Origin of the sequence: Pseudomonas sp. MF6394, from assembly GCF_002018845.1 — a bacterium.
Classification (GTDB): domain Bacteria; phylum Pseudomonadota; class Gammaproteobacteria; order Pseudomonadales; family Pseudomonadaceae; genus Aquipseudomonas; species Aquipseudomonas lactis.
Genome location: NZ_MVOJ01000003.1, coordinates 36,740 through 62,618 on the forward strand (window position 1 = coordinate 36,740; position 25,879 = coordinate 62,618).

Below are 25,879 nucleotides of genomic sequence, written 5' to 3' on the forward strand. Positions count from 1 at the left end.
CTACGGCTAAGGGTTTAAGAGTTATCTACCGGGTTTACTCACCATCACATCAGTGACGGCCTGGTAATCCTCAGTACTGCAGTCCATGCACAAACCACGCGGCGGCATTGCCTTGAAACCCTGGGTCACGTGCTGCGTCAGCCTGACCATGCAAACTCGGTTGATCCTGTGTAGCCTGAGCGCCGTAAAGCGGAATCAGGGCAGCAGAAGCGAGCAACCGTCGGTCCATACATCGACCTTTTCAGGGTTTGAGAGCGTTTTGCGTTCTAATGCGCAATAAAGGTCTTTCGCTCCCGTGAACTTCATCCTTCGCTGGGACAAAGCACACACAAAATCTGCGGCATTATATACTGGCGCTACTGAAACGGAAACGACACCGCTTGCCGCACCCTTTCTCGGCACCGCCCACATCGGAAATCTCATGCAACTCAAGAACCCCATCCTCGGCCTGTGCCAACAGTCCACCTTCATGCTCAGCGCCGCCAAAGTGGACCAATGCCCCGATGACGAGGGCTTTGAAGTCGCCTTTGCCGGCCGCTCCAACGCCGGTAAATCCAGCGCACTGAACACCCTGACCCACGCCAGCCTGGCGCGCACCTCGAAAACCCCGGGCCGCACGCAACTACTCAATTTCTTCAAGCTAGACGATGATCGGCGTCTGGTCGACCTGCCGGGCTACGGTTATGCAAAAGTACCTATCCCGCTGAAGCTGCACTGGCAGCGTCACCTCGAGGCTTACCTGGGCGGTCGCGAGAGTTTGAAGGGTTTGATTCTGATGATGGATATCCGTCATCCAATGACCGACTTCGACTTGCTGATGCTCGATTGGGCGGTCGCCAGCGGCATGCCGATGCACATTTTGCTGACCAAGGCCGACAAGCTCACCTACGGTGCAGCCAAGAACACCCTGCTCAAAGTGCAGTCCGAAATCCGTAAGGGTTGGGGCGACACCATCACCATTCAGCTGTTCTCCGCCCCCAAGCGCATGGGTTTGGAAGAGGCTTACACCGTACTGGCCGGCTGGATGGAATTGGCGGACAAGGGCGCAGAAATCGCCGAATAACTTTTCTGCGGGCAAAAAAAACCCCGGACTTCTTTTGGGGAGGGGAAGTTCGGGGTTCAAGTTCCGGACCGCTAGGGCGGGGTCCGGAATTATCTGCCAACACTTAACACAACATAGGAGCATTGAAGGGCTTCACCACCCATTCAGTAACTCTGAGTGGCAGTTCACAGGTTAAGTTCCGACAGGCTCAAAAAACTATTGGAAATAACTGACCGCGGTTTGCGCTCTAAACCGCCTCGCCACCGCGCAATGTGATGGCGAAGCCGCAGAATCAGTGCGCCTCGTCCCAGTTGTCGCCTACGCCTACGTCCACCACCAAAGGCACGTCCAACTGCGCCGCCGCGCTCATATGCTCGCGAATCTTCTCGCTGACCTGCGCGACCAGGTCTTCGCGCACCTCCAGCACCAATTCGTCGTGCACCTGAAGGATGACCTTGGCGTCCAGGCCCGACTCGGTCAGCCAGTTATCCACCTGCACCATGGCTTTCTTGATGATGTCCGCCGCCGTGCCCTGCATCGGCGCGTTGATCGCTGTGCGCTCGGCCGCCGCGCGCTCCTGGGGCTTGTTGGAGTTGATATCCGGCAAGTACAGGCGTCGCCCGAAGAAGGTTTCGACATAACCCTGATCCGCCGCCTGAGCGCGGGTGCGCTCCATGTATTCGCGAACCCCTGGGTAGCGGGCGAAGTACACATCGATGTAGGCCTTGGCGGTCTTGGTGTCGACGCCGATGTCCTTGCCCAGCTTCTGGGCACCCATGCCGTAAATCAGGCCGAAGTTGATCGCCTTGGCGCTGCGGCGCTGGTTGGAGGTGACCTCATTCAACTCAACCTTGAACACTTCGGCCGCCGTGGCGGTGTGCACGTCCAGGTCATTGCGGAAGGCGTTCATCAAGCCTTCGTCCTTGGATAAATGCGCCATGATCCGCAGCTCGATCTGCGAATAGTCCGCCGCCAGCAGCTTATAGCCCTTGGGCGCAACAAACGCCTGGCGAATGCGACGCCCCTCGGCGGTGCGCACCGGGATGTTCTGCAGGTTCGGATCGCTGGAGGACAAACGCCCGGTCGCCGCCACGGCCTGATGGTAAGACGTATGAATACGCCCGGTACGTGGGTTGATCTGTTCCGGCAGGCGGTCGGTATAGGTACTTTTGAGTTTGCTCATGCTGCGGTACTGCATGAGTACCTTGGGCAGCGGGAAATCATCTTCGGCCAGTTTGGCCAGCACTTCTTCAGCCGTGGAGGCCTGGCCCTTGCCGGTTTTTTTCAGCACCGGCATGCCGAGCTTTTCGTAGAGAATCGCCCCAAGCTGCTTGGGCGAACCCAGGTTGAATTCTTCACCGGCGATCTCGTAGGCCTGGCGCTCCAGTTCAACCATCTTGTTACCCAGCTCGATGCTCTGGATGCCGAGCAGGTCCTTGTCTACCAGTGCGCCCTGGCGCTCGATGCGGGCCAGCACCGGCACCAGCGGGATCTCGATGTCCGTCAGCACACTGGCCAGGCTCGGGATCGCTGCCAGTTGCGCGTACAGGTACTGATGCAGGCGCAAGGTCACATCAGCATCTTCGGCCGCGTAAGGGCCGGCTTGCTCAAGGGCGATCTGGTCGAACGTAAGTTGCTTGGCGCCTTTGCCGGCGATGTCCTGGAAGCTGACCGTGTCGTGGTCCAGGTACTTCTTCGCCAGGCTGTCCATATCGTGCCGCGTCGCGGTGGAGTTGAGCACGTAGGATTCGAGCATGGTGTCGAAGGCGATGCCGCGCACGGTAATGCCCTGGGCAGGGTCGCCACCAATGGCGCAGTTGGCCAGGATATTCATGTCGAACTTGGCATGCTGGCCCACCTTGAGTTTGGTCGGGTCTTCCAGCAACGGTTTCAAGGCCAGCAGCACGGTGTCGCGGTCCAACTGCTCCGGCGCACCGATGTAAGCGTGCGTCAGCGGAATGTAGGCAGCCTCATGGGGCTGCACCGCGAACGAAACCCCAACCAATTGCGCCTGCTGGGCGTCGATCCCGGTGGTTTCGGTATCGAAGGCAAACAGCTTGGCGTCGTTGAGTTTTTTCAGCCACAGATCGAACGTGGCCTGGTCAAGAATGGTGGTGTAAACCGTCTCTACGGGCACCGATACCACCGCTTCCACTGCGACATCCGCGACGGGCGCAACTTCATTGGCCGCCTTCAGCTCGACACGCTTGGTATCGCGCTGGATCTCGTCGTACCAGCTCTTGAACTCCAGCAATGTGTACAGCTCAAGCAGCTTTTCGCGGTCCGGTTCGATCAGGTGTAAATCATCCAACCCAACATCCAGCGGCACATCGATCTTGATCGTCGCCAACTGATAGGACAGGAATGCCATCTCTTTATGCTCTTCCAGCTTGGCCGGCAGGGTCTTGGCCCCACGGATAGGCAGGGTCGGCACAATATCCAACTGCTCATAAAGCTCTTTGAGGCCGCCATTGACCCCCACCAGCAAACCGGAGGCGGTCTTGGGGCCAATGCCCGGAACGCCGGGAATGTTGTCGGACGAATCTCCCATCAACGCCAGATAGTCGATGATCTGCTCCGGAGCGACGCCGAATTTCTCCTTAACGCCCTCAATGTCCATGGAGCTACCGGTCATGGTATTGACCAAGGTAATGTGGCCGTCCACCAGCTGCGCCATGTCTTTGTCACCGGTCGAGATCACCACCGGGCGGCTGGCGGCCGCGCTGCTGCGGGCCAGGGTGCCGATCACGTCATCGGCCTCGACGCCCTCGACGCACAGCAACGGGAAGCCAAGAGCGATCACGCTTTGATGCAGCGGCTCGATCTGCAGGCGCATGTCATCGGGCATGCTCGGGCGGTTGGCCTTGTATTCGGCGTACATCTCATCGCGAAACGTCCCACCCTTGGCGTCGAAGACCACCGCGAACGGGCTGTCCGGGTACTGCTTGCGCAGGCTTTTGAGCATGTTCAACACGCCCTTGACCGCACCGGTGGGCAGGCCTTTGGAGGTGGTCAGCGGTGGCAGCGCGTGGAAGGCGCGGTACAGATAAGAAGAACCGTCCACCAGGACGAGGGGCGCTTGGCTCATGAGCAGGATCAACCTTTTCGGCGGGTCAGGCGCTAGAATAGCCGGACCAATGAAAACAAAGGGACAAGGTTATCATGCGTACATTCAATCGCCTGCTGTTGACCGGTTTGATTGCACTCGCTCCGATGGCTGCCATGGCGGCAGACGATGCCCCTTCGGCAGACCCGGAAGTTACCATTCGCACGGAAGGCGACAAAACCATCCAGGAATACCGCCAAAACGGCTTCCTGTACGCAATCAAAGTCACCCCGAAGGGCGCACCGCCGTACTTTCTGGTACGTGCGGACGGCACCGACGCGAACTTCATCCGCTCTGACCAGCCGGATATGCTGATCCCGTCATGGAAGATCTTCGAATGGAAATGATTTCTTAATTTTAACCGGCGCTGCCCACCGCAGCGCCCGTAACGGCAGTTTTAACCATGTCTGTGTTCACCCCCCTGGCTCGGCCCGAGCTGGAAACCTTTCTCGCCCCTTACGGGCTCGGCCGCCTGCTTGATTTCCAGGGGATTGCCGCCGGCAGCGAAAACACCAATTTCTTTATCAGTCTGGAGCAGGGCGAGTTCGTCCTGACCCTGGTTGAACGTGGCCCGGTGGCAGAAATGCCGTTCTTCATCGAGCTGCTCGACGTGCTCCACGACGCCGACCTGCCGGTGCCGTACGCCCTGCGCACTACCGACGGCATCGCTTTGCGCGAACTCAAGGGCAAACCGGCCTTGCTACAACCGCGCCTGGCGGGCAAGCACATCAAGGAGGCCAATGCGCAGCATTGTGCCCAGGTTGGCGAACTGCTCGGCCACCTGCACCTGGCCACCCAAGGCGAAAAGGTACTTGAACGCAAGACCGACCGCGGCCTGGAGTGGATGCTCAGCGAGGGCGCGCAGCTTATTTCGCACCTCAACGAGGCCCAGCAATGCCTGTTGCGCGATGCGCTGGCCGAGATCGAAGCCCACAAGGCCGACATTCTCGGCCTGCCGCGGGCGAATGTGCACGCCGATCTGTTTCGCGATAACGCGATGTTTGAAGGCACGCACCTGACGGGCCTGATCGACTTCTACAACGCCTGTTCGGGGCCGATGCTCTACGACGTGGCTATCGCCTTGAATGACTGGTGCTCGGATGCCGAGGGCGTGATTGACGGTCACCGTGCCCGGGCCCTGCTGGGCGCTTACGCGGGGCTACGGGCGTTTACCGCGAAGGAAGCCGAGCTATGGCCGACCATGCTGCGGGTGGCGTGCGTGCGGTTCTGGCTGTCCCGGCTGATCGCAGCCGAGTCATTTGCCGGGCAGGATGTGTTGATTCATGACCCGGCTGAGTTCGAGCATCGCTTGGCGCAGCGTCAGCAGGTCACGGTCCAGCTGCCGTTCGCACTCTAAAAAGCCCCACTCGGTCAAAAAAATATGAGAGCGGGTTTGCTCGCGAATGGGACCTGTCAGTTATTACATCATTGACTGATCCAACGCATTCGCGAGCAAGCCCGCTCCCACAGGGGTTTTGTGTTACCTGTTAGAGCGACTCCAGGCAACCGGCGAGGTCATTGCCGAGTTTTTCCAGCACCTGCTCATAACCCTGGGCCGTCGCCGGGGTATAGCCACCCAACGCATCTAATTCCGCCAGCTTCACCGGCAACCCGGCCACCAGGGTTTCGGCCAAGCGAGGTCGCAATGGCGGCTCGCTGAACACGCAAGTCTTGCCCACTTCCTGCAAACGCGCGCGCATCGCCGCTACGTGTTGGGCGCCCGGCTGTACTTCGGCGGCTACGCTGAACACGCCCGCATGCTTCAAGCCGTACGCCTCTTCGAAGTAATCAAAGGCTTCGTGGAACACGAAGTAAGGTTTGCCATCAACGCCCGCCAAACGCTGCTTCAGGCGCGCATCCAGCGCGTTCAGGCGTTCTTCGAACGCTTTGGCATTGCTCTGATAACGCTCGGCATTGGCCGGGTCGACGGCGCTGAGGTCGGCCGCCATCCGTGCGGCGATCACGCGCGCATTGACGGTCGACAGCCACAGGTGCGCATCCACGCTGCCTGGGCGGTGATCGTGGTCATGTTCGTCGGCTTCATCGGCATGAGAATGGCTATCTTCGCCGAAAATGCGCAGTTTCATGCCCGGCAGGTCCTGCACCGCCACCGTTGCCGCCGTACGGCCTTTGAGCACACGCGGCAAAAACGTTTCCATGTCCGGCCCAATCCAGTACAGCAGGTCGACCGACTGCACGCGCCGTACGTCGGATGGGCGCAAAGCGAAGTTATGCGGCGACGCCCCCGGCGGCAGCAATACCTCTGGAACAGCCACGCCGTCCTGCACGGCAGCCGCGATCAGTTGCAACGGCTTGATGCTCGTCAGCACCTTGACCTCGGCCTGAACGGCACCCGCAACGAACAAACTGGTGACAAATACGACAAAAACGGGAAAAAGTCGGGACACGATGACCACTCGATGGCGTAGGAACGGGTAACATAATAACGTCTCTATCAAATATCTGTCGCCGCTCATGCCTAAAACACCGCTTGCCAGCCGTCCCCACGACCACTCTCACTGCGTGCACACCGCATTGTCAGAGGCCGACACCCTGTGCGCAAAGAAAGGCTTGCGCCTGACCGCCTTGCGTCGCCGGGTGCTGGAGCTGGTGTGGCAGAGCCACAAGCCTTTGGGCGCGTACGACATTCTCGGCGTCCTCAGCGAGCAGGACGGCCGCCGCGCCGCGCCGCCTACCGTTTACCGTGCGCTGGATTTCCTGCTGGAAAACGGCCTGGTGCACCGTATCGCCTCGCTCAACGCCTTTGTCGGTTGCAACCACCCGGAGCACGCGCACCAAGGTCAGTTCCTGATCTGCCGCGAGTGCCACGCCGCCATTGAGCTTGAACAAAAAAGCATCAGCGACGCCATTGTCAAAAGCGCTGCCGACGTTGGCTTCAAGGTCGATGGGCAAACGGTCGAAGTGGTCGGCCTGTGCGCAGGCTGCCAGGGGGTTTGATGAGCAATGCGTTAATCCGCCTGGAGCAGGTCGGGGTCACGTTCGCCGGGCAAAACGTGCTGGAGAACATCGCACTGAGCGTGGAACCGGGGCAAATCGTGACCTTGATCGGCCCCAACGGCGCTGGCAAGACCACCCTGGTGCGCGCCGTACTCGGGCTGCTCAAGCCCCACAGCGGCACGGTTTGGCGCAAGCCCAAGCTTCGCGTGGGTTATATGCCGCAAAAGCTGCATGTAGACCCAACGTTGCCGCTCTCCGTATTGCGCTTCCTGCGCCTGGTTCCCGGCGTAGACCGCGCCCGCGCCCAGGCTGCGCTTAAGGAAGTCGGCGCCGAACACGTCATCGACAACCCGGTGCAAAGCATCTCCGGCGGCGAAATGCAGCGCGTGCTGCTGGCCCGCGCCTTGCTGCGCGAGCCCGAGCTGCTGGTACTTGATGAGCCCGTGCAAGGTGTCGATGTCGCCGGCCAGGCCGAGCTGTACAGCCTGATCACCCGCCTGCGCGACCGCCATGGTTGCGGCGTGCTGATGGTCTCCCACGACTTGCACCTGGTGATGAGCACCACCGACCAGGTGGTCTGCCTCAACCGCCACGTGTGCTGCTCCGGCCACCCGGAACAAGTCAGTGGCGACCCGGCGTTCGTGGAGTTGTTCGGCAAGAACGCCCAGAGCCTGGCGATCTACCATCACCACCATGACCACGCCCATGACCTGCATGGCGCCGTCGTCGATACCCCCCACGTTCATGGAGATAGCTGCAAGCATGGCTGATTTTCTGCTCTACGCCCTGCTGGCAGGCTTGGCTTTGGCTCTGGTGGCGGGCCCATTGGGCTCGTTTGTGGTCTGGCGGCGCATGGCCTATTTCGGCGACACCTTGTCCCATGCCGCCTTGCTGGGCGTGGCCATGGGCTTTCTGCTGGATGTAAGCCCGGCCATCGCCGTGACCGTCGGCTGCCTGCTGCTGGCGGTGCTGCTGGTGACCCTGCAGCAACGCCAGCCACTGGCTTCCGACACACTGCTGGGCATCCTTGCGCCCAGTACCTTGTCCCTGGGCCTGGTGGTGCTGAGCTTCATGCATGAAGTGCGCATCGACCTGATGGCCTACCTGTTTGGCGACCTGCTGGCGATCAGCCCGACCGACCTGGCCTGGATACTCGGCGGCAGCGCTGCGGTGCTGGTGTTGCTGGTGACCCTGTGGCGCCCGTTGCTGGCGATCACCGTGCATGAAGAACTGGCCAAGGTAGAGGGCTTGCCCGTCGCAGGCCTGCGTATGGCGCTGATGTTGCTCATCGCCGTGGTGATTGCTGTCGCGATGAAGATTGTCGGCGTATTGTTGATCACGTCGCTGCTGATCATTCCAGCCGCCGCCGCCCAACGTCACGCTCGCTCTCCGGAGCAGATGGCGATTGGCGCCAGCCTCCTGGGGATGCTTGCAGTGTGTGGTGGCCTGGCGCTGTCCTGGTTCAAGGACACACCGGCCGGGCCGTCGATTGTGGTTACGGCGGCCGCCCTGTTTCTGCTGAGTTTTGTCCTGCCCCGTCGAGGGGTGTAGACTTGCTCGCTTTTTGCGCAAATAGAGAGTCGCAGGAATGAAGCCGTTCACCTCCCGTTATCTGCTCCTTGCCGCATTTTCACTGCTGCTGGGCGCCTGCCAAAGTACGCCGCCCGCCGCCCTCCAGGCTCCGGATCCGCGGGCTGCGGCCATCGCGCAGCTGGAACAAAACCTGGCCAGCAGCGAATTGGCCACCGCCGAAGACCAGTTGGCCGCACTGCAGGCCCAATCGCCCAATGACCCGGCACTTGAGGCTTACCAGCGTCAATTGGCCGAAGCCTACTTGCAGCGCAGCCAGATCGTGTTGCAAAAGGGCGATGTCAACGCGGCCGCCACGGCCCTGAGCCGTGCCCGCGCCTTGATGCCCAAGGCCCCTGCGCTGACGGGTGGCGTCAACAGCGCCATCAGCCATGCGCGCAAAGCCGAATTGGACCAGGCAGAAGCCGCATTGAAAGCCGCTGAAGCCAAGCCCGCCGCCAAGGTCATCGACCCGGCAGCGCCGAGCACCACCGTGGCGCTGAACCTGGCGGATGTCGAAGATATGCGCCATCAGCTGGATGCAATCGCCACCGATGTGGTGAATTACCAGTGCGACGTCAGCATCCAGGTGCCACGCACCCAGGATTACCCGTGGCTGGCCACGTTACTGACCAAGCGGGTCAAGCGGATTGATTCGGGGTATGACCTGAAGATTCACCGGCAGATCCTGAAACATATTCCGGCGCAGGTTGTGCTGATTCCGCGCAAGGCGGACTAAAAGCATCGCAGGCAAGCCAGCGCCCACCTTTGAACGGTGTGGGAGCTGGCTTGCCTGCGATGACGACCTAACAAACAACCGATAAGTTAAGCCGGAATCGCCTTGGATTTCGGCTCACGCTCCCACACCCGATGTTGGGCAATCGCCGCAAAAAACGCTTTGAACGCGTTGGCATCCGCGCCCACGATCAACCCCGCATCCGCCTCCAGTTTCAGCAGATCCAGCAAGGGTTTCACATCACTGGCTACCGCAATCGCCTTCAGGTGTTTGTAGGCTTCCAGTACGTAATGCAACGCCACACCATCACCGCTCAGCGCCTTCACGGACTCTTTGCCACCCGGGATAAACACTGCGTCGAAGGCAATGGACGGCATGCCTTCCATCGAGGCGTCGACCGGCAGCGTCTTGCCCTGCGCGGTGGTCACAGGCGCCGAAGTAGGCCCCAGCAACTTGGCATGGGCGCCTTCAGCTTCCAGCGCGGCTTTCAGCGCGTCAATGGCCGCACCATCAACGCCGTTGGCTGCCAGAATCGCCACTTTGCGCGTTTTGATATCGCCCGATAGCAAGTTCACCTGGCTCAAGGCTGGCGATTCTTTCAGCGATGTTTCACGGGCAGGCACCGTGCCCTTGGTCGGCGCCGGCAAGCCCAGGTTCTGCGCAACGCGCTTGGCCAGCTCCAGGTCGATATTGGCCAGGATCTCGTTGACCTGGCGCGCACGGATGAACTCGCGCTCCACCTTGCCCAGCTCAAAGCTGTAGGCCGCGATAATGTGCTCTTTCTCGTGGTGGCTCATGCTGTTGTAGAACAGCGTCGCCTGGGAGAAATGGTCACCGAAGGATTCGCTGCGCTCACGCACTTTGTTGGCATCGACGCGCTCGTAGTAGGACTCAAAGCCACCATCGGTAGGACCGGCAGGGGTTTCCTTCGGCCAACCACCATCAATGGAGTTTGGTTCGTAGGACGCACGGCCCTTATCGATCACCGTACGATGCTGAGCGTCGCGCTGGCCGTTATGGAAAGGCACGACAGGCCGGTTGATTGGAATCTCATGAAAATTCGGCCCGCCCAGTCGGCTGATCTGGGTATCGGTGTAGGAGAACAGACGGCCTTGCAGCAACGGGTCGTTGGTGAAGTCGATGCCCGGCACGATGTGGCCTGGGCAGAACGCAACCTGCTCGACTTCAGCGAAGAAGTTGTCCGGGTTACGGTTGAGCACCATTTTGCCCAGCGGCGTGATCGGTACCAGCTCTTCGGGAATGATCTTGGTCGGGTCGAGCAAGTCGAAATCGAACTTATGCTCGTCTTCTTCGGCCACGATCTGCACGCCCAACTCCCACTCGGGGTAATCGCCGCTTTCAATCGCTTCCCACAGGTCACGGCGGTGGTAGTCAGTATCTTTACCGGCCAGCTTTTGCGCCTCATCCCATACCAGGGAGCAGGTGCCGACTTTCGGACGCCAGTGGAATTTCACGAAGCTGGACTTACCTTCGGTGTTGATCAAACGGAAGGTGTGCACCCCAAAGCCCTGCATGGCGCGCAGGCTTTTTGGAATGGCGCGGTCGGACATGGCCCAGATCACCATGTGCGCGGATTCCGGTTGCAGCGAAACAAAATCCCAGAACGTATCGTGGGCCGAACCGCCGGTAGGAATTTCGTTATGAGGCTCGGGTTTCACCGCGTGGACGAAGTCAGGAAATTTGATCGCATCCTGGATGAAGAACACCGGCATGTTGTTGCCCACCAGGTCGAAGTTGCCTTCGTCGGTGAAGAACTTCACGGCAAAACCGCGCACGTCACGCACGGTGTCGCCGGAACCACGCGGGCCCTGCACCGTGGAAAAACGCGCGAATACTGGGGTTTTATGCTCAGGCGTGCGCAGGAAACCTGCCTTGGTCAGCGTCGAATGGTCGCCGTAACTCTGGAAATAGCCATGGGCGCCCGTACCACGGGCATGCACGATGCGCTCCGGGATGCGCTCATGGTCGAAGTGCGTGATCTTTTCACGCATGATGAAGTCTTCGAGCAGCGACGGGCCGCGCGCGCCGACTTTCAAGCTGTTCTGGTTATCGGAAATCTTCACGCCTTGGTTGGTGCGCAAGGCCTGACCGGTCGCATCAGAGCGGAATTCTTCCAGGGCCTGCAACTTGGCGTTGGTGTTGCCACGGTCCAGGGTATCGGTACCCGCAAGTTCACTCTTGGGCGGGGTGGCTGGCTTCTTGGTACTCATCAGTCAAAACTCCTTATTCAAAGTGGCCAGAGCGGTCCCCGGCTCGTTTGAGCAAAACCCCAGGCACGGCACCTGGGAAATCGAGTTGCTTAAGTAGTGACTGGCGCGGTTTTGCACCGTTCCTTTTTTATGACCTTTGATCGCGTTATTGCCAAATGACTGGATGAATACGAAATAAATGCTAAGAAACGCTATACGGACAGGCTAAAATGCGCGCCCGGCTAACCGCTGATCCCTTTTCAATGCGCCCCACAAGGTTCGCTACGTGATCGAGTTTCAAAACGTCCATAAAACCTACCGCGTCGCCGGTAAGGATATTCCCGCCCTGCACCCCACCAGCCTGCGCGTCGAGAACGGCCAGGTGTTTGGCCTGATTGGCCACTCGGGTGCCGGTAAAAGCACCCTGCTGCGCCTGATCAACCGCCTGGAAGAGCCCAGTGGTGGCCAGATCAAGGTGGATGGCGAAGAAGTCACTGCGCTGGACGCCAACGGCCTGCGGCGCTTTCGCCAGCAGGTCGGCATGATCTTCCAGCACTTCAACTTGCTGGCGTCCAAGACCGTGGCCGACAACGTCGCGCTGCCGCTGACGCTCGCCGGCGAACTGTCGCGCAGGGAAATCGACCAACGTGTGGCTGAGCTGCTCGCCCGCGTTGGCCTGTCGGACCATGCCAAAAAGTACCCAGCGCAGTTGTCCGGCGGCCAGAAACAGCGCGTCGGCATCGCCCGCGCCCTGGCGACCAAGCCAAAAATCCTGCTGTGCGACGAAGCCACCAGCGCCCTCGACCCGCAAACCACGGCGTCGGTCCTGCAACTGCTGGCCGAGATCAACCGTGAGTTGAACCTGACCATCGTGTTGATCACCCATGAAATGGACGTGATCCGCCGCGTATGCGACCAGGTCGCCGTGATGGACGCCGGGGTGATCGTCGAGCAAGGTTCGGTGGCCGACGTGTTCCTGCACCCCAAGCACCCGACCACCAAACGCTTCGTACAAGAAGCCGAACAGGTGGACGAAGGCGAGCAGCGCGACGACTTTGCCCATGTGCCAGGCCGTATCGTGCGCCTGACGTTCCAAGGGGACGCGACCTACGCGCCACTACTGGGTACCGTCGCCCGGGAAACCGGGGTGGACTACAGCATCCTTGCCGGTCGTATCGATCGCATCAAAGACATCCCTTACGGGCAACTGACCCTCGCCGTCACCGGCGGTGACATGGACGCCGCGTTTGCGCGCTTCACCGCCGCCGACGTTCACATGGAGGTCCTGCGCTGATGGACGTTTTCCTGAGTTTCTTCGCCAATATCGACTGGTCTGAAATCTGGCTCGCCACCGGCGATACCATGACCATGCTGTTCGGTTCGCTGTTCTTCACCGTGCTGCTGGGCCTGCCCCTGGGCGTGCTGTTGTTCCTGACCAGCCCGCGCCAGCTGTTCGAACAAAAAGGCCTGTACGCGCTGCTGTCGCTGATCGTGAATATCTTGCGCTCGCTGCCGTTCATCATCCTGCTGATCGTGATGATTCCGTTCACGGTACTGATCACCGGCACGTCGCTGGGTGTCGCCGGTGCGATCCCACCGCTGGTCGTCGGCGCCACGCCATTCTTTGCGCGCCTGGTGGAAACCGCTCTGCGCGAAGTGGACCGTGGCATCATCGAAGCCACCCAGGCCATGGGGGCTACCACCCGCCAGATCATCACCAACGCCCTGTTGCCCGAAGCCCGCCCTGGCATCTTCGCAGCGATTACGGTGACGGCGATTACACTGGTTTCCTACACCGCAATGGCTGGTGTGGTCGGTGCTGGCGGCCTGGGCGACCTGGCCATCCGTTTTGGCTACCAGCGCTTCCAGACCGATGTGATGGTGGTCACTGTGGTGATGCTGTTGATTCTGGTGCAAATTCTGCAAACCGTCGGCGACCGGCTGGTGGTGCACTTTTCTCGTAAATAACGGCCATTGCCGGCACACAGCCGGCAGACGCCCGAACAAGGAGCTTGCTGGATGAAAAAACTACTGGTTGCTTTCGCCGCCGTGGCTGCGTTTTCCGCCCACGCCGAGACCATTACGGTCGCTGCTTCGCCGGTGCCTCACGCCGAAATCCTCGAATTCGTGAAACCTGCCCTGGCCAAAGAAGGCGTGGACCTGAAGGTCAAAGTCTTCACCGACTACGTGCAGCCGAACGTACAGGTGGCTGAGAAACGCCTGGACGCCAACTTCTTCCAGCACCAGCCGTACCTGGATGAATTCAACAAGGCCAAAGGCACTCACCTGGTGAGCGTCGGCGCTGTGCACCTGGAGCCTCTGGGCGCTTACTCCAGCAAGTACAAAAAATTGGCCGACCTGCCTGACGGCGCCAACGTGGTGATCCCGAACGACGCCACCAACGGCGGCCGTGCGCTGTTACTGCTGGCCAAGAACGGCCTGATCACCCTGAAGGACCCGACCAACATCCTGTCGACCATCAAGGACATCACCGGCAACGATAAAAAGCTGAAATTCCGCGAACTGGAAGCCGCCACCCTGCCGCGCGTGCTGACCCAGGTCGACCTGGCGCTGATCAACACCAACTACGCCCTGGAAGCCAAGCTGGACCCATCCAAGGATGCCCTGGTGATCGAAGGCAGCGATTCGCCTTACGTGAACATCCTGGTAACCCGCGAAGACAACAAAGATGCAGACGCGGTGAAGAAGCTGGTTGCAGCCCTGCACACGCCTGAAGTGAAGAAATTCATCGAAGAGAAGTACAAAGGCGCGATCAAGCCGGCGTTCTGATCCAACCCGATCTGTAGGAGCGAGCTTGCTCGCGAAAAACGTCAACGATAATGCGCGCTGCCTGAATAAACGCGGCGCCTGTGAGTTCTTCGCGAGCAAGCTCGCTCCTACAAAATCGGCTTTATATGGCTGCTATTTGCGCTGCAGCAACCCCGGCAACTGCGCCACCAGCTTCTGGTTGTTCAACGGCGCACGAATAAACCCACGCTGGGTACCGTCCGGGCCGATCAGTGCCAGGTTACCGCTGTGGTCGACGGTGTAGTTCGGCTTGCTGGTATCTGCCGGAATGAAGGGAATGCTCACCGCATTCGAGACCTTCTGCACATCCTCCACATTCGCGCCAGTCAGGCCTTGGAACTGTGGGTCGAAGTAGCCCAGGTACTGCTTGAGCTGCGCCGGGGTATCGCGGTGCGGATCGACGCTGACCAGAATCACCTGCAACTTATCCACAGCCTCTTTAGGCAGCTCGCTCTTGATCTGGCGAAGCTGGGCGAGGGTGGTCGGGCAGATATCCGGGCAGAAGGTGTAACCAAAAAACAGCAGGCTCCACTTGCCCTTCAACTCGTTGACCACCACCGGCTGGCCTTCCTGATTGGTCATGGTCACCGCTGGCAACTGACGACTTTGCGGCAACAGAATGATGCCCGCGTCGATCAGCGCGGTGGGATCGCCCTGGCCTTTGCCCGAGAGCACTTTGTTGACGGTCAGGCCCATGATCAATGCCACCAGGGCCACGAGGATGAAGACGGTTTTTTGAGTTCGAGTCATAGGTTCAACAATAAGTAGTGGTCTACGAGCAGGGCGATAAACAGCAACAGCAAGTACCAGATAGAGTACTTGAACGTGTTGATCGCCGCGTGCGGCTGGCTGCCACGGTACAACACCCAGGCCCATTGCAGAAAGCGCGCCCCCAATACCAGCGCACAGCCCAGGTAGAGCAGCCCGCTCATGTGAATAACGTAGGGCATCAGGCTCACCGCCAGCAGGGCAAAGGTGTACAGCAGGATATGCACCTTGGTGTAGTGCTCGCCATGGGTGACCGGCAGCATCGGGATGTCGGCCTTGGCGTATTCCTCTTTGCGGTGAATGGCCAGGGCCCAGAAGTGTGGCGGGGTCCAGGCGAAGATGATCAGCACCAGCAGCAAGGGTTCGGCACTCACATGGCCGGTGACCGCCACCCAGCCCAGCAGCGGCGGTGCCGCACCGGCCAGACCGCCGATGACGATATTCTGCGGCGTCGCTCGCTTGAGAAAGCCGGTGTAGATCACCGCATAACCCAGCAGCGAAGCCAAGGTCAGCCAGGCCGCCAGCGGGTTGGTGAACGCCAGCAGCAGGGCCAATCCTGCAATCGCCAGGAACAACGCAAACGCTAACGCCGCCATCGGCGAGACACGCCCCTCAGCCATCGGCCGCTTGTGAGTGCGCGCCATCACGGCATCAATCCGTCGATCCACCACATGATTGACCGCCGCCGCGCCGCCGGCACACAGGGCAATGCCGAGGTTGCCGAACACCAGCACGGTCCAGGGCACCCCGGCGCGGGTGGCGAGGAACATGCCCACCAGCGAAGTGATCAGCATCAGCACCACTACTTTGGGCTTGGTCAGCTCCAGATAGTCACGCCAGATCGCCCGGTCGCGACGTGCGCCGATCACGGTCGCCATGGCAGTTCTCCTTTAAGGGTGATCAGGCCCGACACCTGTTTGCGCGGGATAAAACGCCAACCGAACAGACGCGGGTGACGCACCCGAACCAGGCTGGTGCGCGCGTGGTAATTGACCAGCACCAGCGTCAACAACAACGTTGCCCCGCCAGCGTTGTGCGCGACTGCCACCGGCAGCGGCAGGCCGAACGCCACATTGCTCAGCCCCAGGCAGATCTGCGCGGCCAGGGCGATCAACAGCAGGCCGGCCAGGCGCGTCATCCCCACTGCCCGCAGTTGCCAGGCCAAACCGAGCAGCACCAGCGTGACCAGCACGGCGCCGACGCGATGCGTCAGGTGGATAGCAGTGCGCGCCTCGCTGTCGAGCTGCCCGCCCAGGTAATTGGGGCCGATGTGCTGGGTCAGGTGAAAGCCATTGGCAAAGTCCGCTGCCGGCCACCATTGGCCATGGCAGGTGGGCAAATCGACACAGGCCACCGCCGCGTAGTTGGAACTGACCCAGCCGCCCAGGGCGATCTGCCCGATCACCAGCACCAGGCCCGCCGTCGCCCAATATTGCAGGCGCTTGGGCACGACCAGCGCCGGCAGTACGCCGGACAGCCGCAGGGTCAGCAGAAACAGCAGGCTCAAGGTCGCAAAGCCGCCCAAAAGATGCCCGGTGACCACTTGCGGCCAGAGCTTCAAGGTCACGGTCCACATGCCAAACGCCGCCTGGGCCAACACCACCGCCAGTATGAACAGCGGCAGCTTCACTGGCTGGCCCGGATCACGCCGATGACGCCACGAACGCGCCGCCAGCAGCGCGATCATCAGGCCCAGGCTGCCAGCGAAGTAGCGATGGGTCATCTCGGCCCAGCCTTTGTCGGCCTCCACCGGCGTGTCGGGAAAGTGCAACTCGGCATGGGCCAGTTGGGCTTCGCTGTGCGGCACGCTGATAAAGCCATAGCAGCCCGGCCAGTCCGGGCAGCCGAGGCCGGCGTGGGTCAGGCGGGTATAGGCGCCGAGCAGCACGACAAACAATGCCAGTAACGTGGCAAACAGCGCGAGGCGAAATCCAGGCTTGGCCATGACGGTGCCCTTATCCGATGTTCGACAGTTTCAACAGCAGGCGCAGGTCGTTGAGCAAGTCCTTGCCCTTGACCTTGGCGTCGTAGCGCAGCACCAGATTGCCGTGGGGGTCGACAATCCACAGTTGCGCATCGCCGGGCGCGGCAGCATTCCTGGCAAAGGTCGACACATCCAGCGGGTAGCGCTGCAGCTGTGGATATTCGGCCTTGAGCTTGGCCTCGTATTCGCGGCTCAAAGGTTGCGCGCCGGCCAGGGCATGGCTGGCACGGGACGCATCACGGCCAAGGCTGATCTGCAGCTGACGCGCCAGGTACACCAGTTGCTGGCAATCGGCAGCGCACGCGGTGGGGGCGGTGACCAACAGTTGCCAGCGCTGTTCATCGGCCTGCACGCCGATGTCGGCGCGGGTCTGGCCGTTGCCGATCAGTTCGCCGTGGTAGCTGCGGCTGTCCGGCACCCAGAACTGCAATTTGTACATAAAGGTGGCCAGCGCCATCGGGCCGATCACCATCATCAGGATCAAAATCAGCTGCCAGCGACCCTTACGCCGATCAAGCGTGTCAGATGTGCTGGGTGGATTCATGGCCGCTCCCATGGGGCTTCTCCTTTTTGTTATGCCATCCGAGGTAGAGGTAAAGCGCCAGCAACGCCAAGGCCATGGCGAACCATTGCACGGCGTAGGCCAGGTGTTTTTCCGGGCCCATGGCGACGATGGGCCAGTGGGTTTCGTAGGTACCGGGGCCCGCTTCGGCACGCAGCTCATAGGCAAAACCGCTGCGCCCCAGTTCGTCCCACAGTGCGGCGGGGTGCAGCGCGGTGAGCAGGCGCGGCCATTGCGTGCTGGCCGGGTCGGCATGCAGTTGGAAGGTCTCGCCAGGGGCGACGTACACCCAGGCGTCGAGGTTCAGGGTCTGTTCAGGGGTAGTAAAGGCGGGCGCGATACGCCGGTCCGGCCAGGGCAGCCAGCCACGGTTGAGCAACAGCCACAGGCCGCTGGCCTGGTCATGGAAGGGTTGCAGCAACTCGACACCGGCCTTGCCGTCACGCATGCGGTTATCCAGCAATACGCTGTGTTCGCCATCCAGTTGCCCGCGAAGATGAACGCGGCGGAAGGCCGGATCAGCCATATCATTGAGCTGCGCACTGCTGACCGGCTCAGCCGCGCGGCGCTCGGCATAACGGTCTACCAGCAGTTGCTTTTCGTGCCCACGGGCCAGTTGCCAGAACCCCAGGCCCACCATCAATGGCAGCAACATCAGCACCACCAGCGTCGGCGCGATGCCCGGACGAAAGCGTTGCAGGGCACTGGCTATACTCGATCTCATCGCCCCTCCTTCAATAAACCCGGAGCCAGACCATGCTCAAAGCCGCCATTGCCCTGATGCTGATCGCGACCGTCGTGAGCCTGTTCAGTGGCTTGTTCTTCCTGGTCAAGGACGAGGGCAACTCCAACCGCCTCGTCACCGCCTTGACCGTGCGTGTCACGCTGGCCGTGATCACCGTGGGCTTGATCGCCTGGGGCTTTTTCAGCGGCCAACTGGTCTCTCATGCGCCGTGGTAAGCAGCGTCACAGCACATACACGAAGAAAAACAGCCCGATCCACACCACGTCCACAAAGTGCCAATACCAACTGGCCGCCTCGAAACCGAACTGGTGCTCGGCATTGAAATGCCCGCGCAGGATGCGCATCAGCATCACAAACAAAATAAGGGTGCCGATGGTCACGTGGGCGCCGTGAAAGCCCGTGAGCATGAAGAACGTCGCGCCGTACACGCCTGAACCCAGGGTAAGGCCCAACTCTTTGTAGGCGTGGATGTATTCCTCAGCCTGGAACCCAAGAAACGCCAGGCCCAGCAGCACGGTGATCGCCAGCCACAGTTTCAGTGCACCACGATGGCCTTTGCGCAGGGCATGGTGGGCAATGGTGATGGTCACGCTGGAACTCACCAGCAGGATGGTGTTGACCAACGGCAGGCCCCAGGGGCTGATGGTGCCTTTGGGCGCTGGGTACAGCTTGGGGTCGGGGTTGTTCAGCAGGGGCCAGGCAAACTCAAAGTTCGGCCACAGCATATGGGCAATGCCCTTGGGCCCTTCGCCCGCCAACCAAGGCCCAGCCCAGACGCGCACGTAGAACAGCGCACCAAAAAAGGCGATGAAGAACATCACCTCCGAAAAAATGAACCACGTCATGCCCCAGCGGAATGAGCGGTCCATCTGCGCGCTGTACAGCCCGGCACGACTTTCCTTGATCACCGCGCCAAACCAGCCAAACAGCATGTAGGCCAGCAGCAAACCGCCCACGAAAAAGATCCACGGCCCGTGGGATTCGGGGCGCGCGGCCTTCAAGTCGTTGAACCACACGGCCAGGCCATACACGGTGACCAGCAGGCCAATCGTGGCAATTATTGGCCATTTGCTTTGCGCTGGTACGTAGTACGTATCATGAGTCGACATGTATTCGCTCTCCTGATTGAGGGGTCAAACAGTAGCTAGCCCCCGGTCCTGACGGCCACGGGCGGCTGGCGCGCAGTGATATCGAACAGCGTGTACGCCAGGGTCAAATGCTTCACATCCTTGGGCATCGCGCGGTCGACGATGAAACGTACGGGCATCTCAATGCGCTCACCGGGCTGCAACACTTGCTGGCTGAAGCAAAAGCATTCGGTTTTGTGGAAGTACATCGCGGCTTCGGCCGGGGAAATACTGGGTATCGCCTGGGCGGTCATCGGCTTATCGGTGGGGTTGTAGGCCACGAACAGCATCTCGTTGACAGCCCCGGGGTTGACCACAATCTCGTCGGCCTTGGAATGAAATTCCCAGACCATGTCGATGGCGTTGGTGGACAGGAACTGCACCCGCACCTGGCGCGAGGGGTCGACCCTTTGCTCACCTTCGTACTGCCCGGCGGTCTTGCCGTTGATGCCGAATGCCTTGCACATCACGTCATAGATCGGCACCAGGGCGAAGCCGAAGGCGAACATCGCCAACACCAAAATCAGCAGGCGGGTGACCAGGCGCTTGAGCGGTACGGAGTCAGCCATGGCGCCCACCCGAGCCGAACTCGGTCAATGTGGGAGCGGGCTTGCTCGCGAAAGCGGTTTCATAGCTAACGAAAACGTTGACTGACACACCGTCTTCGCGAGCAAGCCCGCTCCCACACTGACCCGGTTCGCAACGCAACCGTCTGTTCATTTGACCTCCGGCGGCGTTGTAAACGTGTGATACGGCGCCGGCGAGGGCACGCTCCATTCCAGGCCCTCGGCGCCATCCCACGGCTTGGCCGGCGCAGGCGGGCCGCCACGGATGCACTTGATGACAATGAACAGGAAGAAGATCTGCGTGGCGCCGAACATGAAGGCACCGATGGACGAGACCATGTTGAAGTCAGCGAACTGCAGGTTGTAGTCCGGCACCCGACGCGGCATACCGGCCAGCCCTACGAAGTGCATGGGGAAGAACGCCATGTTCATGCCCACGAAAGACAACCAGAAGTGCAGCTTGCCCAAGGTTTCGTCGTACATGTGGCCGGTCCATTTCGGCAGCCAGTAGTAGGCCGAGGCGAAGATCCCGAAGATCGCGCCGGGCACCAGTACGTAATGGAAATGCGCCACCACAAAGTAGGTGTCGTGGTACTGGAAGTCCGCCGGGGCAATCGCCAGCATCAGCCCGGAGAAGCCGCCAATGGTAAACAGGATCACAAAGGCCACCGCAAACAACATCGGCGTCTCGAACGTCAGTGAGCCTTGCCACATGGTGCTGACCCAGTTGAACACCTTCACCCCGGTGGGCACGGCGATCAGCAGGGTGGCGTACATGAAGAACAGCTCACCGACCAGCGGAATGCCCACCACGAACATGTGGTGCGCCCACACGATGAACGACAGGAACGCGATGCTCGCAGTGGCGTAGACCATCGAGGTGTAACCGAACAGTGGCTTGCGCGAGAAGGTCGGGATGATCGAGCTGACCGCGCCAAAGGCCGGCAGGATCATGATGTACACCTCGGGGTGGCCGAAGAACCAGAACACATGCTGGAACAGCACCGGATCGCCACCACCGGCCGCACTGAAGAAGCTGGTGCCAAAGTGAATGTCCATCAGCATCATGGTCACACAGCCCGCCAGTACCGGCATCACCGCGATCAGCAGGAACGCGGTGATCAGCCAGGTCCACACGAACAGCGGCATTTTCATCAGGGTCATGCCTGGCGCGCGCAGGTTGAGGATGGTCGCGACCACGTTGATCGCGCCCATGATCGAACTGATGCCCATCAGGTGGATGGCAAAGATAAAGAACGTCACGCTTTCCGGCGCATAGGTGGTGGAGAGCGGAGCGTAGAAGGTCCAGCCGAAATTCGGCCCGCCGCCGGGCGTGAACAAGGTAGACACCAGCAGCAGGAACGCCGCCGGCAGCAGCCAGAAACTGAAGTTGTTCATGCGCGGCAGGGCCATGTCCGGCGCGCCGATCATCAGTGGGATCATCCAGTTGGCCAGGCCGACAAACGCCGGCATCACCGCGCCGAACACCATGATCAGGCCGTGCATGGTGGTCATCTGGTTGAAGAACGCCGGTTGCACGATCTGCAGGCCTGGCTGAAACAGCTCGGCGCGGATCACCATGGCAAACGAGCCACCGAGCAGGAACATGGTGAAGGCAAACCACAGGTACATGGTGCCGATGTCTTTGTGGTTGGTGGTCAGCACCCAGCGCATCAAGCCTTTGGCGGGCCCATGGGCGTGGTCGGCATGACCATGGTCGATCACAGTGCTCATGGCCGTTCTCCTGCAAGCGAGTGAGCGGGGCGATTCAGGGCATTGGCAATGAAAGTCGTCATTTGCTTTGGGCCTGTTTCAGAGCCAGCACGTCTTTGGGCGTGACCATGTCGCCTTTGTTATTGCCCCAGGCGTTACGCTCATAGGTCACCACGGCGGCGATATCCACTTCAGAGAGTTGCTTGCCAAAGGCGGCCATCGCGGTGCCGGGCTTGCCGTGATACACGATGCTCAGATGGTCTTTGGCCGGCCCCGTGGCGATTTTCGAGCCCTTGAGCGCCGGGAACATCGGTGGCAAACCTTGGCCCTCGGCCTGGTGACAGGCCACGCAAGTGGTGTGATAGACCTTGTCACCACGGGCCACCAGTTCGTCCAGCGTCCACTCCTTGGAGGTCAGCTCCTTGAGCTTGGCCGCCTCCTCCTTGCGCTCGCCCAGCCAGGTGTCGTAGTCAGCCTTGGACTTGACCTCAACCACGATGGGCATGAAGCCATGGTCCTTGCCACACAGTTCGGCGCACTGGCCACGGTAGATGCCGGGCTTCTCGACGCGAGTCCAGGCCTCGTTGACGAAGCCGGGGATGGCGTCGCGCTTGACCGCAAAGGCCGGTACCCACCATGAGTGGATCACATCGGCGGCGGTCACCAGAAAGCGCACCTTGGCACCCACCGGCAATACCAGCGGCTGGTCGACTTCCAACAGGTAGTGTTCACCCTTGGTAGCCTGGTTATGGATCTGCTCGGCGGGCGTGGCCAGGTTGCTGAAGAACTCCACATCCTGGCCCAGGTATTTGTAATGCCACTTCCACTGATACCCGGTGACCTGGATATCGATATCCGACTCACTGCTGTCGTAGATGTTGATCAGGGTCTTGGTGGCCGGAATGGCCATGGCCACCAGAATCAGCAAGGGCACCACCGTCCAGAGGATTTCCACGGTGGTGCTTTCGTGGAACTTGGCCGCTACCTGGCCCGTGGATCGGCGGTGCAGGATCATCGACCAGAACATCGCGCCAAACACGACGATGCCGATCACCACACAGATCCAGAAAATGGTCATGTGCAGGTCAAACACAGCGTGGCTGACTTCAGTAGCCCCTGGCGCCATATTCGTAGTCCAGGCGGCGTGCGCCTGGCCGAATACCGACCACAACAGGAGGCCCATCCAAACGTGTGGATGTCGCGTCATTGCGGGTTCCCCTTTATGTTTCTTGTTATCCCGCCGGTTTGCACCTGCGGCGAAGGGAGCGGCTTCCATACTGCTTACAACCGCCAAGCCTTGCCTGCGTCATGCAGTTGGGCGTCATCAGCTAATTGCGTACAAAATCGAGTATAGACAGCCGTAGCAACCCCGCAATGTGTGGGGGCAAATGAATAGAAACAGACAGACGGAGCCCGTAAAATGGGCGGCGGAATCGTTTATCCGACGAACGATGGCATTTCGATATAGCCCCTGCCTATAACCATGAAATAATTATGACAAATGCGTCTTAGGCGCTCGTATAAACGAACTACCTTGTCTTTTCCCTTTTCCTACGCCTGCTTCACTGGAGCCCTCATGAACACCGCCGCATTGCGCGAGCAGATTTCCCGTGCCCATCAACACGAAGCCACCACCGGCCAACTTGCCATTCAGCTGGAACAACAATTGCCGCACCTGCACTCGGCCATTTCTCTGGCAGACGGTGATCGCAACATCGTCATGACGCGCTTTGTGACTGCCTACATCGACCTGGTTCCTGATTTGCTCGACGCCGCCAATGACGTGGCCCGTGAGGCCGGGATTGAAAGCCAGATCAAACCAGTACTGAAAATCGCTGAACATTTCTTCCTGCAGCCGCCCGCGATCCTGGCCGGCCACGACGGCCTTGATGGCCTGCTGGATGAGGCCTACCTGGCGCATCGCCTGGTCGAAGAAGTGAACGATCTGTACATCAAGCATTTCGGCCAGCCGTTGATCCCAGCGGATACCACCGTGGCTAACGTGATCGCCCATCGACTGATCGGTGAAGACTTCGCCAACCAATTGGATGAAGCCGTACACCTGGCGGTGGATGAGATGCTTAACGAGGACAGCTTTGCGCTGGAGTCGGTCGAGGCCTATCGCGAACAGCTCAAGAGCCCGCAGACCGAAGCGTCCTGGAAGCGCTGGCCGTGCCTGTCGCGCCAGCTTGGGGTTGAGCTGTCGCTGGATCAGCCGGCATAAATCACGGCTCCAACAGGGGAGCTGGACACGCTTTTTGTAGGAGCGAGCTTGCTCGCGGAAAACTCACAGATGCCGCGTTTATTCAGCAAGTTCGCGTTATCGTTAGGGTTTTTCGCGAGCAAGCTCGCTCCTACAAAGAACCGGGTATTGTGCTGTTCAGGCAGGGGCTGAGCCGATCCCCACTGTCGTTCTCACCCGACCTTCCAGCCGACGCTTCAACCCACGCGCCTCGATCACCAACGTCGAACCCTTGGCGGCATTGGCTCGACCCCATTCTTCCAGCAACTCCAGGCAAGAGTGGTCGATGTAACTCAAGTTACTCAGCGGCACATGCAAGGTGGTCCCCGCAGGCACAGCCGACAGCACCTGAGTCAACGCCGGCACCTTCAGAAAGGTCGCCGCCCCCGTCAAACGCAGCTCCATCTCACCTTCCTGGGGCAGGTCGATCAGGCTGACTTTCAGGCGCGAAGCCTTGAAGGCCAACTTGAGCAATGTGAGCCCGAAGCCCACCAGCACGCCGGTCAGCAAATCGGTGAAGATGATTGCCAGCGCGGTGGCCGCATAGGTGAACATCGGCATCCGCCCATAGCGGCCCAGCGCCTTGAACGCCTTGACGTCTACCAGTTTGATGCCGGTGTACACCAGCACACCCGCCAGGCTCGCGACCGGAATGCTTTGCAGCACGCTCGACAGCAACAGTACGAAGCCCAGCAGCCACAGGCCATGGAACATCGCCGACAGACGTGTGGTAGCACCGGCCTGGACGTTAGCCGAGCTGCGTACGATCACGCCGGTCATTGGCAATGCACCCACCAGGCCGCAAAGCATGTTACCCACCCCTTGGGCCGACAATTCCTTGTCGAAATCGGAACGTTGACCACTGTGCATGCGGTCCACCGCTGCGGCAGACAGCAGGGTTTCGGCACTGGCAATAAACGCCACGGCGAACGCCGCGATCAGCAGCTGTGGATCAGCCAGGTTCAGCAGGTCGCTGGGGCGCAGCCAGTCGATAGCGTCCGCCAGGTTTTCCGGAACTTCCACGCGCTTGACCTGCAGCGCCAGCACCAGGCTGGCGACGGTCGCCAGGCCCACGCCAAGCAACGCGCCAGGCACAAACCGCAGTGGTTGCGGGCGGAATTTGTCCCACAGGTACATCACCATCATCGTCGACAGGCCGAGTACGCCAGCCTGCCAGCCGAGCCCGCCGCCGAAGGTAGGAATCGCTTCAGCCAGCGCTGCCGGGAAGCCTGCCAGGTTATCCAGCCCTGACGGCTTGGGCGCGCCGTCGAGCATCACATGGATCTGCGACAGCACGATCAACACGCCAATGCCGGCCAACATGCCGTAGACCACCGCTGGCGCGGTGACGCGAAACCAGCAGCCCAGGCGCAAACGCCCGGCCACCAATTGCAGGAAGCCGGCCAGCAACAGGATCGGCCCCAGCATCAGCATGCCGTGCTGGCGTACCAGTTCGAACACCAACACCGCCAGACCTGCCGCCGGGCCGCTGACCTGCAGCGGCGAGCCGGCCAGCCAGCCCACCACCAGGCCACCGATGATGCCAGTGATCAGGCCCTTGGCCGGCGGCATGCCGGACGCAATCGCGATGCCCATGCACAGTGGCAAGGCGACCAGAAAAACAACCACCGAGGCGAGCAGCTCCCGTGGCAATACAGCTTTCAATTGAGCAGCACGCATGATGACTCTCCCGAGGCATTCGCCGGGCGCGGTAAAGCCTGGCTGCATCCATGGCAGCCACCG

The 25,879-nt window shown here is 60.5% G+C and carries 25 protein-coding genes and 1 pseudogene; 12 read left to right on the forward strand and 14 right to left on the reverse strand.

What is annotated here, in order from left to right:
• Positions 1-21 precede the first annotated feature (21 nt).
• Positions 22-229, reverse strand: a pseudogene (locus MF6394_RS32905) (cytochrome).
• 192 nt (positions 230-421) lie between these two features.
• On the opposite strand from MF6394_RS32905, the gene yihA reads away from it, so the two are divergent.
• Positions 422-1,063 carry a ribosome biogenesis GTP-binding protein YihA/YsxC gene (gene yihA, locus MF6394_RS04675; RefSeq protein ID WP_003187369.1) on the forward strand — a complete coding sequence of 214 codons (642 nt, stop codon included), beginning with the start codon at positions 422-424 and terminating at the stop codon, positions 1,061-1,063.
• A gap of 271 nt (positions 1,064-1,334) precedes the next feature.
• Here yihA and polA read toward each other — a convergent pair whose 3' ends face one another.
• Positions 1,335-4,130, reverse strand: a complete 2,796-nt coding sequence (gene polA, locus MF6394_RS04680) for a DNA polymerase I (RefSeq protein ID WP_069556974.1) — start codon at positions 4,128-4,130, stop codon at positions 1,335-1,337.
• 74 nt (positions 4,131-4,204) lie between these two features.
• On the opposite strand from polA, the gene MF6394_RS04685 reads away from it, so the two are divergent.
• On the forward strand, positions 4,205-4,495 hold the full coding sequence (locus MF6394_RS04685) for a DUF2782 domain-containing protein (RefSeq protein ID WP_003187366.1): 291 nt from the start codon (positions 4,205-4,207) through the stop codon (positions 4,493-4,495).
• 56 nt (positions 4,496-4,551) lie between these two features.
• Positions 4,552-5,505 (forward strand): homoserine kinase, encoded by a 954-nt coding sequence (locus tag MF6394_RS04690; protein ID WP_069556973.1) that lies wholly within the window; start codon positions 4,552-4,554, stop codon positions 5,503-5,505.
• A gap of 130 nt (positions 5,506-5,635) precedes the next feature.
• Here MF6394_RS04690 and MF6394_RS04695 read toward each other — a convergent pair whose 3' ends face one another.
• Entirely contained in the window at positions 5,636-6,565 is a 930-nt protein-coding gene (locus tag MF6394_RS04695) for a zinc ABC transporter substrate-binding protein (RefSeq protein ID WP_078466255.1), read from the reverse strand.
• Between the two features lie 58 nt (positions 6,566-6,623).
• Between MF6394_RS04695 and zur the strand changes: the two genes are divergently transcribed.
• From zur to MF6394_RS04715, 4 genes are read left to right on the forward strand one after another with little or no spacing between them, the layout of a single operon-like run.
• Entirely contained in the window at positions 6,624-7,106 is a 483-nt protein-coding gene (zur, locus tag MF6394_RS04700; protein ID WP_032894315.1) for a zinc uptake transcriptional repressor Zur, read from the forward strand.
• On the forward strand, positions 7,106-7,876 hold the full coding sequence (znuC, locus tag MF6394_RS04705) for a zinc ABC transporter ATP-binding protein ZnuC (RefSeq protein WP_003187361.1): 771 nt from the start codon (positions 7,106-7,108) through the stop codon (positions 7,874-7,876). Before zur ends, znuC begins: the two co-directional genes overlap by 1 nt.
• On the forward strand, positions 7,869-8,657 hold the full coding sequence (gene znuB / locus MF6394_RS04710; RefSeq protein WP_003187359.1) for a zinc ABC transporter permease subunit ZnuB: 789 nt from the start codon (positions 7,869-7,871) through the stop codon (positions 8,655-8,657). The genes znuC and znuB overlap by 8 nt, the downstream gene beginning before the upstream one ends.
• A 37-nt stretch (positions 8,658-8,694) precedes the next feature.
• Positions 8,695-9,414 (forward strand): PA5502 family lipoprotein, encoded by a 720-nt coding sequence (locus MF6394_RS04715; RefSeq protein WP_047712806.1) that lies wholly within the window; start codon positions 8,695-8,697, stop codon positions 9,412-9,414.
• Between the two features lie 86 nt (positions 9,415-9,500).
• Here the strand turns inward: MF6394_RS04715 and katE are convergent, their stop codons facing one another.
• Positions 9,501-11,642 (reverse strand): catalase HPII, encoded by a 2,142-nt coding sequence (katE, locus tag MF6394_RS04720; RefSeq protein ID WP_078466256.1) that lies wholly within the window; start codon positions 11,640-11,642, stop codon positions 9,501-9,503.
• A gap of 265 nt (positions 11,643-11,907) precedes the next feature.
• Between katE and MF6394_RS04725 the strand changes: the two genes are divergently transcribed.
• From MF6394_RS04725 to MF6394_RS04735, 3 genes are read left to right on the forward strand one after another with little or no spacing between them, the layout of a single operon-like run.
• Positions 11,908-12,915, forward strand: a complete 1,008-nt coding sequence (locus tag MF6394_RS04725) for a methionine ABC transporter ATP-binding protein (RefSeq protein ID WP_044270278.1) — start codon at positions 11,908-11,910, stop codon at positions 12,913-12,915.
• A complete protein-coding gene (locus tag MF6394_RS04730) occupies positions 12,915-13,589 on the forward strand; it encodes a methionine ABC transporter permease (protein ID WP_003187354.1) in 675 nt (224 codons plus the stop codon). The genes MF6394_RS04725 and MF6394_RS04730 overlap by 1 nt, the downstream gene beginning before the upstream one ends.
• Positions 13,590-13,640: 51 nt before the next feature.
• Positions 13,641-14,411, forward strand: a complete 771-nt coding sequence (locus MF6394_RS04735; protein WP_047712804.1) for a MetQ/NlpA family ABC transporter substrate-binding protein — start codon at positions 13,641-13,643, stop codon at positions 14,409-14,411.
• A gap of 132 nt (positions 14,412-14,543) precedes the next feature.
• On the opposite strand, the gene MF6394_RS04740 is transcribed toward MF6394_RS04735, so the two are convergent.
• From MF6394_RS04740 to MF6394_RS04760, 5 genes are read right to left on the reverse strand one after another with little or no spacing between them, the layout of a single operon-like run.
• The gene (locus MF6394_RS04740; RefSeq protein WP_044270276.1) at positions 14,544-15,179 is read right to left on the reverse strand and encodes an SCO family protein; all 636 of its coding nucleotides are present in this window, start codon (positions 15,177-15,179) and stop codon (positions 14,544-14,546) included.
• Positions 15,176-16,075, reverse strand: coding sequence for a heme o synthase (gene cyoE, locus MF6394_RS04745; RefSeq protein WP_044270274.1), 900 nt, complete (start codon positions 16,073-16,075; stop codon positions 15,176-15,178). Before cyoE ends, MF6394_RS04740 begins: the two co-directional genes overlap by 4 nt.
• The gene (locus MF6394_RS04750) at positions 16,063-17,142 is read right to left on the reverse strand and encodes a COX15/CtaA family protein (RefSeq protein ID WP_044270271.1); all 1,080 of its coding nucleotides are present in this window, start codon (positions 17,140-17,142) and stop codon (positions 16,063-16,065) included. The genes cyoE and MF6394_RS04750 overlap by 13 nt, the downstream gene beginning before the upstream one ends.
• A gap of 10 nt (positions 17,143-17,152) precedes the next feature.
• Entirely contained in the window at positions 17,153-17,737 is a 585-nt protein-coding gene (locus MF6394_RS04755) for a hypothetical protein (protein ID WP_078466257.1), read from the reverse strand.
• Complete coding sequence (locus tag MF6394_RS04760) at positions 17,703-18,467, reverse strand: SURF1 family protein (RefSeq protein ID WP_044270267.1); 765 nt, start codon at positions 18,465-18,467, stop codon at positions 17,703-17,705. The genes MF6394_RS04755 and MF6394_RS04760 overlap by 35 nt, the downstream gene beginning before the upstream one ends.
• Before the next feature lie 32 nt (positions 18,468-18,499).
• On the opposite strand from MF6394_RS04760, the gene MF6394_RS04765 reads away from it, so the two are divergent.
• On the forward strand, positions 18,500-18,703 hold the full coding sequence (locus MF6394_RS04765) for a twin transmembrane helix small protein (RefSeq protein ID WP_003187345.1): 204 nt from the start codon (positions 18,500-18,502) through the stop codon (positions 18,701-18,703).
• Between the two features lie 6 nt (positions 18,704-18,709).
• Here MF6394_RS04765 and MF6394_RS04770 read toward each other — a convergent pair whose 3' ends face one another.
• The 4 genes from MF6394_RS04770 to coxB form a co-directional block, all read right to left on the reverse strand.
• Positions 18,710-19,597: a cytochrome c oxidase subunit 3 gene (locus MF6394_RS04770; RefSeq protein WP_044270265.1), complete on the reverse strand. Its 888-nt coding sequence runs from the start codon at positions 19,595-19,597 to the stop codon at positions 18,710-18,712.
• A 35-nt stretch (positions 19,598-19,632) separates the two neighbouring features.
• Positions 19,633-20,184 (reverse strand): cytochrome c oxidase assembly protein, encoded by a 552-nt coding sequence (locus MF6394_RS04775; RefSeq protein ID WP_078466258.1) that lies wholly within the window; start codon positions 20,182-20,184, stop codon positions 19,633-19,635.
• Between the two features lie 147 nt (positions 20,185-20,331).
• The gene (gene ctaD / locus MF6394_RS04780) at positions 20,332-21,915 is read right to left on the reverse strand and encodes a cytochrome c oxidase subunit I (RefSeq protein ID WP_003187339.1); all 1,584 of its coding nucleotides are present in this window, start codon (positions 21,913-21,915) and stop codon (positions 20,332-20,334) included.
• Between the two features lie 58 nt (positions 21,916-21,973).
• Positions 21,974-23,101: a cytochrome c oxidase subunit II gene (gene coxB, locus MF6394_RS04785; RefSeq protein ID WP_014716323.1), complete on the reverse strand. Its 1,128-nt coding sequence runs from the start codon at positions 23,099-23,101 to the stop codon at positions 21,974-21,976.
• A gap of 369 nt (positions 23,102-23,470) precedes the next feature.
• On the opposite strand from coxB, the gene MF6394_RS04790 reads away from it, so the two are divergent.
• Positions 23,471-24,118, forward strand: coding sequence for a hypothetical protein (locus tag MF6394_RS04790; RefSeq protein ID WP_044270258.1), 648 nt, complete (start codon positions 23,471-23,473; stop codon positions 24,116-24,118).
• A 156-nt stretch (positions 24,119-24,274) separates the two neighbouring features.
• Here MF6394_RS04790 and MF6394_RS04795 read toward each other — a convergent pair whose 3' ends face one another.
• On the reverse strand, positions 24,275-25,816 hold the full coding sequence (locus MF6394_RS04795) for a SulP family inorganic anion transporter (RefSeq protein ID WP_047712800.1): 1,542 nt from the start codon (positions 25,814-25,816) through the stop codon (positions 24,275-24,277).
• Positions 25,817-25,879: the final 63 nt, after the last annotated feature.

Coding starts and splice junctions, on each gene's coding strand:
- yihA (WP_003187369.1), top strand. CDS start 422: ATGCAACTCAAGAACCCCATCCTCGGCCTGTGCCAACAGTCCACCTTC.
- polA (WP_069556974.1), bottom strand. CDS start 4,130: ATGAGCCAAGCGCCCCTCGTCCTGGTGGACGGTTCTTCTTATCTGTAC.
- MF6394_RS04685 (WP_003187366.1), top strand. CDS start 4,205: ATGCGTACATTCAATCGCCTGCTGTTGACCGGTTTGATTGCACTCGCT.
- MF6394_RS04690 (WP_069556973.1), top strand. CDS start 4,552: ATGTCTGTGTTCACCCCCCTGGCTCGGCCCGAGCTGGAAACCTTTCTC.
- zur (WP_032894315.1), top strand. CDS start 6,624: ATGCCTAAAACACCGCTTGCCAGCCGTCCCCACGACCACTCTCACTGC.
- znuC (WP_003187361.1), top strand. CDS start 7,106: ATGAGCAATGCGTTAATCCGCCTGGAGCAGGTCGGGGTCACGTTCGCC.
- znuB (WP_003187359.1), top strand. CDS start 7,869: ATGGCTGATTTTCTGCTCTACGCCCTGCTGGCAGGCTTGGCTTTGGCT.
- MF6394_RS04715 (WP_047712806.1), top strand. CDS start 8,695: ATGAAGCCGTTCACCTCCCGTTATCTGCTCCTTGCCGCATTTTCACTG.
- katE (WP_078466256.1), bottom strand. CDS start 11,642: ATGAGTACCAAGAAGCCAGCCACCCCGCCCAAGAGTGAACTTGCGGGT.
- MF6394_RS04730 (WP_003187354.1), top strand. CDS start 12,915: ATGGACGTTTTCCTGAGTTTCTTCGCCAATATCGACTGGTCTGAAATC.
- MF6394_RS04735 (WP_047712804.1), top strand. CDS start 13,641: ATGAAAAAACTACTGGTTGCTTTCGCCGCCGTGGCTGCGTTTTCCGCC.
- MF6394_RS04740 (WP_044270276.1), bottom strand. CDS start 15,179: ATGACTCGAACTCAAAAAACCGTCTTCATCCTCGTGGCCCTGGTGGCA.
- cyoE (WP_044270274.1), bottom strand. CDS start 16,075: ATGGCGACCGTGATCGGCGCACGTCGCGACCGGGCGATCTGGCGTGAC.
- MF6394_RS04750 (WP_044270271.1), bottom strand. CDS start 17,142: ATGGCCAAGCCTGGATTTCGCCTCGCGCTGTTTGCCACGTTACTGGCA.
- MF6394_RS04755 (WP_078466257.1), bottom strand. CDS start 17,737: ATGGGAGCGGCCATGAATCCACCCAGCACATCTGACACGCTTGATCGG.
- MF6394_RS04760 (WP_044270267.1), bottom strand. CDS start 18,467: ATGAGATCGAGTATAGCCAGTGCCCTGCAACGCTTTCGTCCGGGCATC.
- MF6394_RS04765 (WP_003187345.1), top strand. CDS start 18,500: ATGCTCAAAGCCGCCATTGCCCTGATGCTGATCGCGACCGTCGTGAGC.
- MF6394_RS04770 (WP_044270265.1), bottom strand. CDS start 19,597: ATGTCGACTCATGATACGTACTACGTACCAGCGCAAAGCAAATGGCCA.
- MF6394_RS04775 (WP_078466258.1), bottom strand. CDS start 20,184: ATGGCTGACTCCGTACCGCTCAAGCGCCTGGTCACCCGCCTGCTGATT.
- ctaD (WP_003187339.1), bottom strand. CDS start 21,915: ATGAGCACTGTGATCGACCATGGTCATGCCGACCACGCCCATGGGCCC.
- coxB (WP_014716323.1), bottom strand. CDS start 23,101: ATGACGCGACATCCACACGTTTGGATGGGCCTCCTGTTGTGGTCGGTA.
- MF6394_RS04790 (WP_044270258.1), top strand. CDS start 23,471: ATGAACACCGCCGCATTGCGCGAGCAGATTTCCCGTGCCCATCAACAC.
- MF6394_RS04795 (WP_047712800.1), bottom strand. CDS start 25,816: ATGCGTGCTGCTCAATTGAAAGCTGTATTGCCACGGGAGCTGCTCGCC.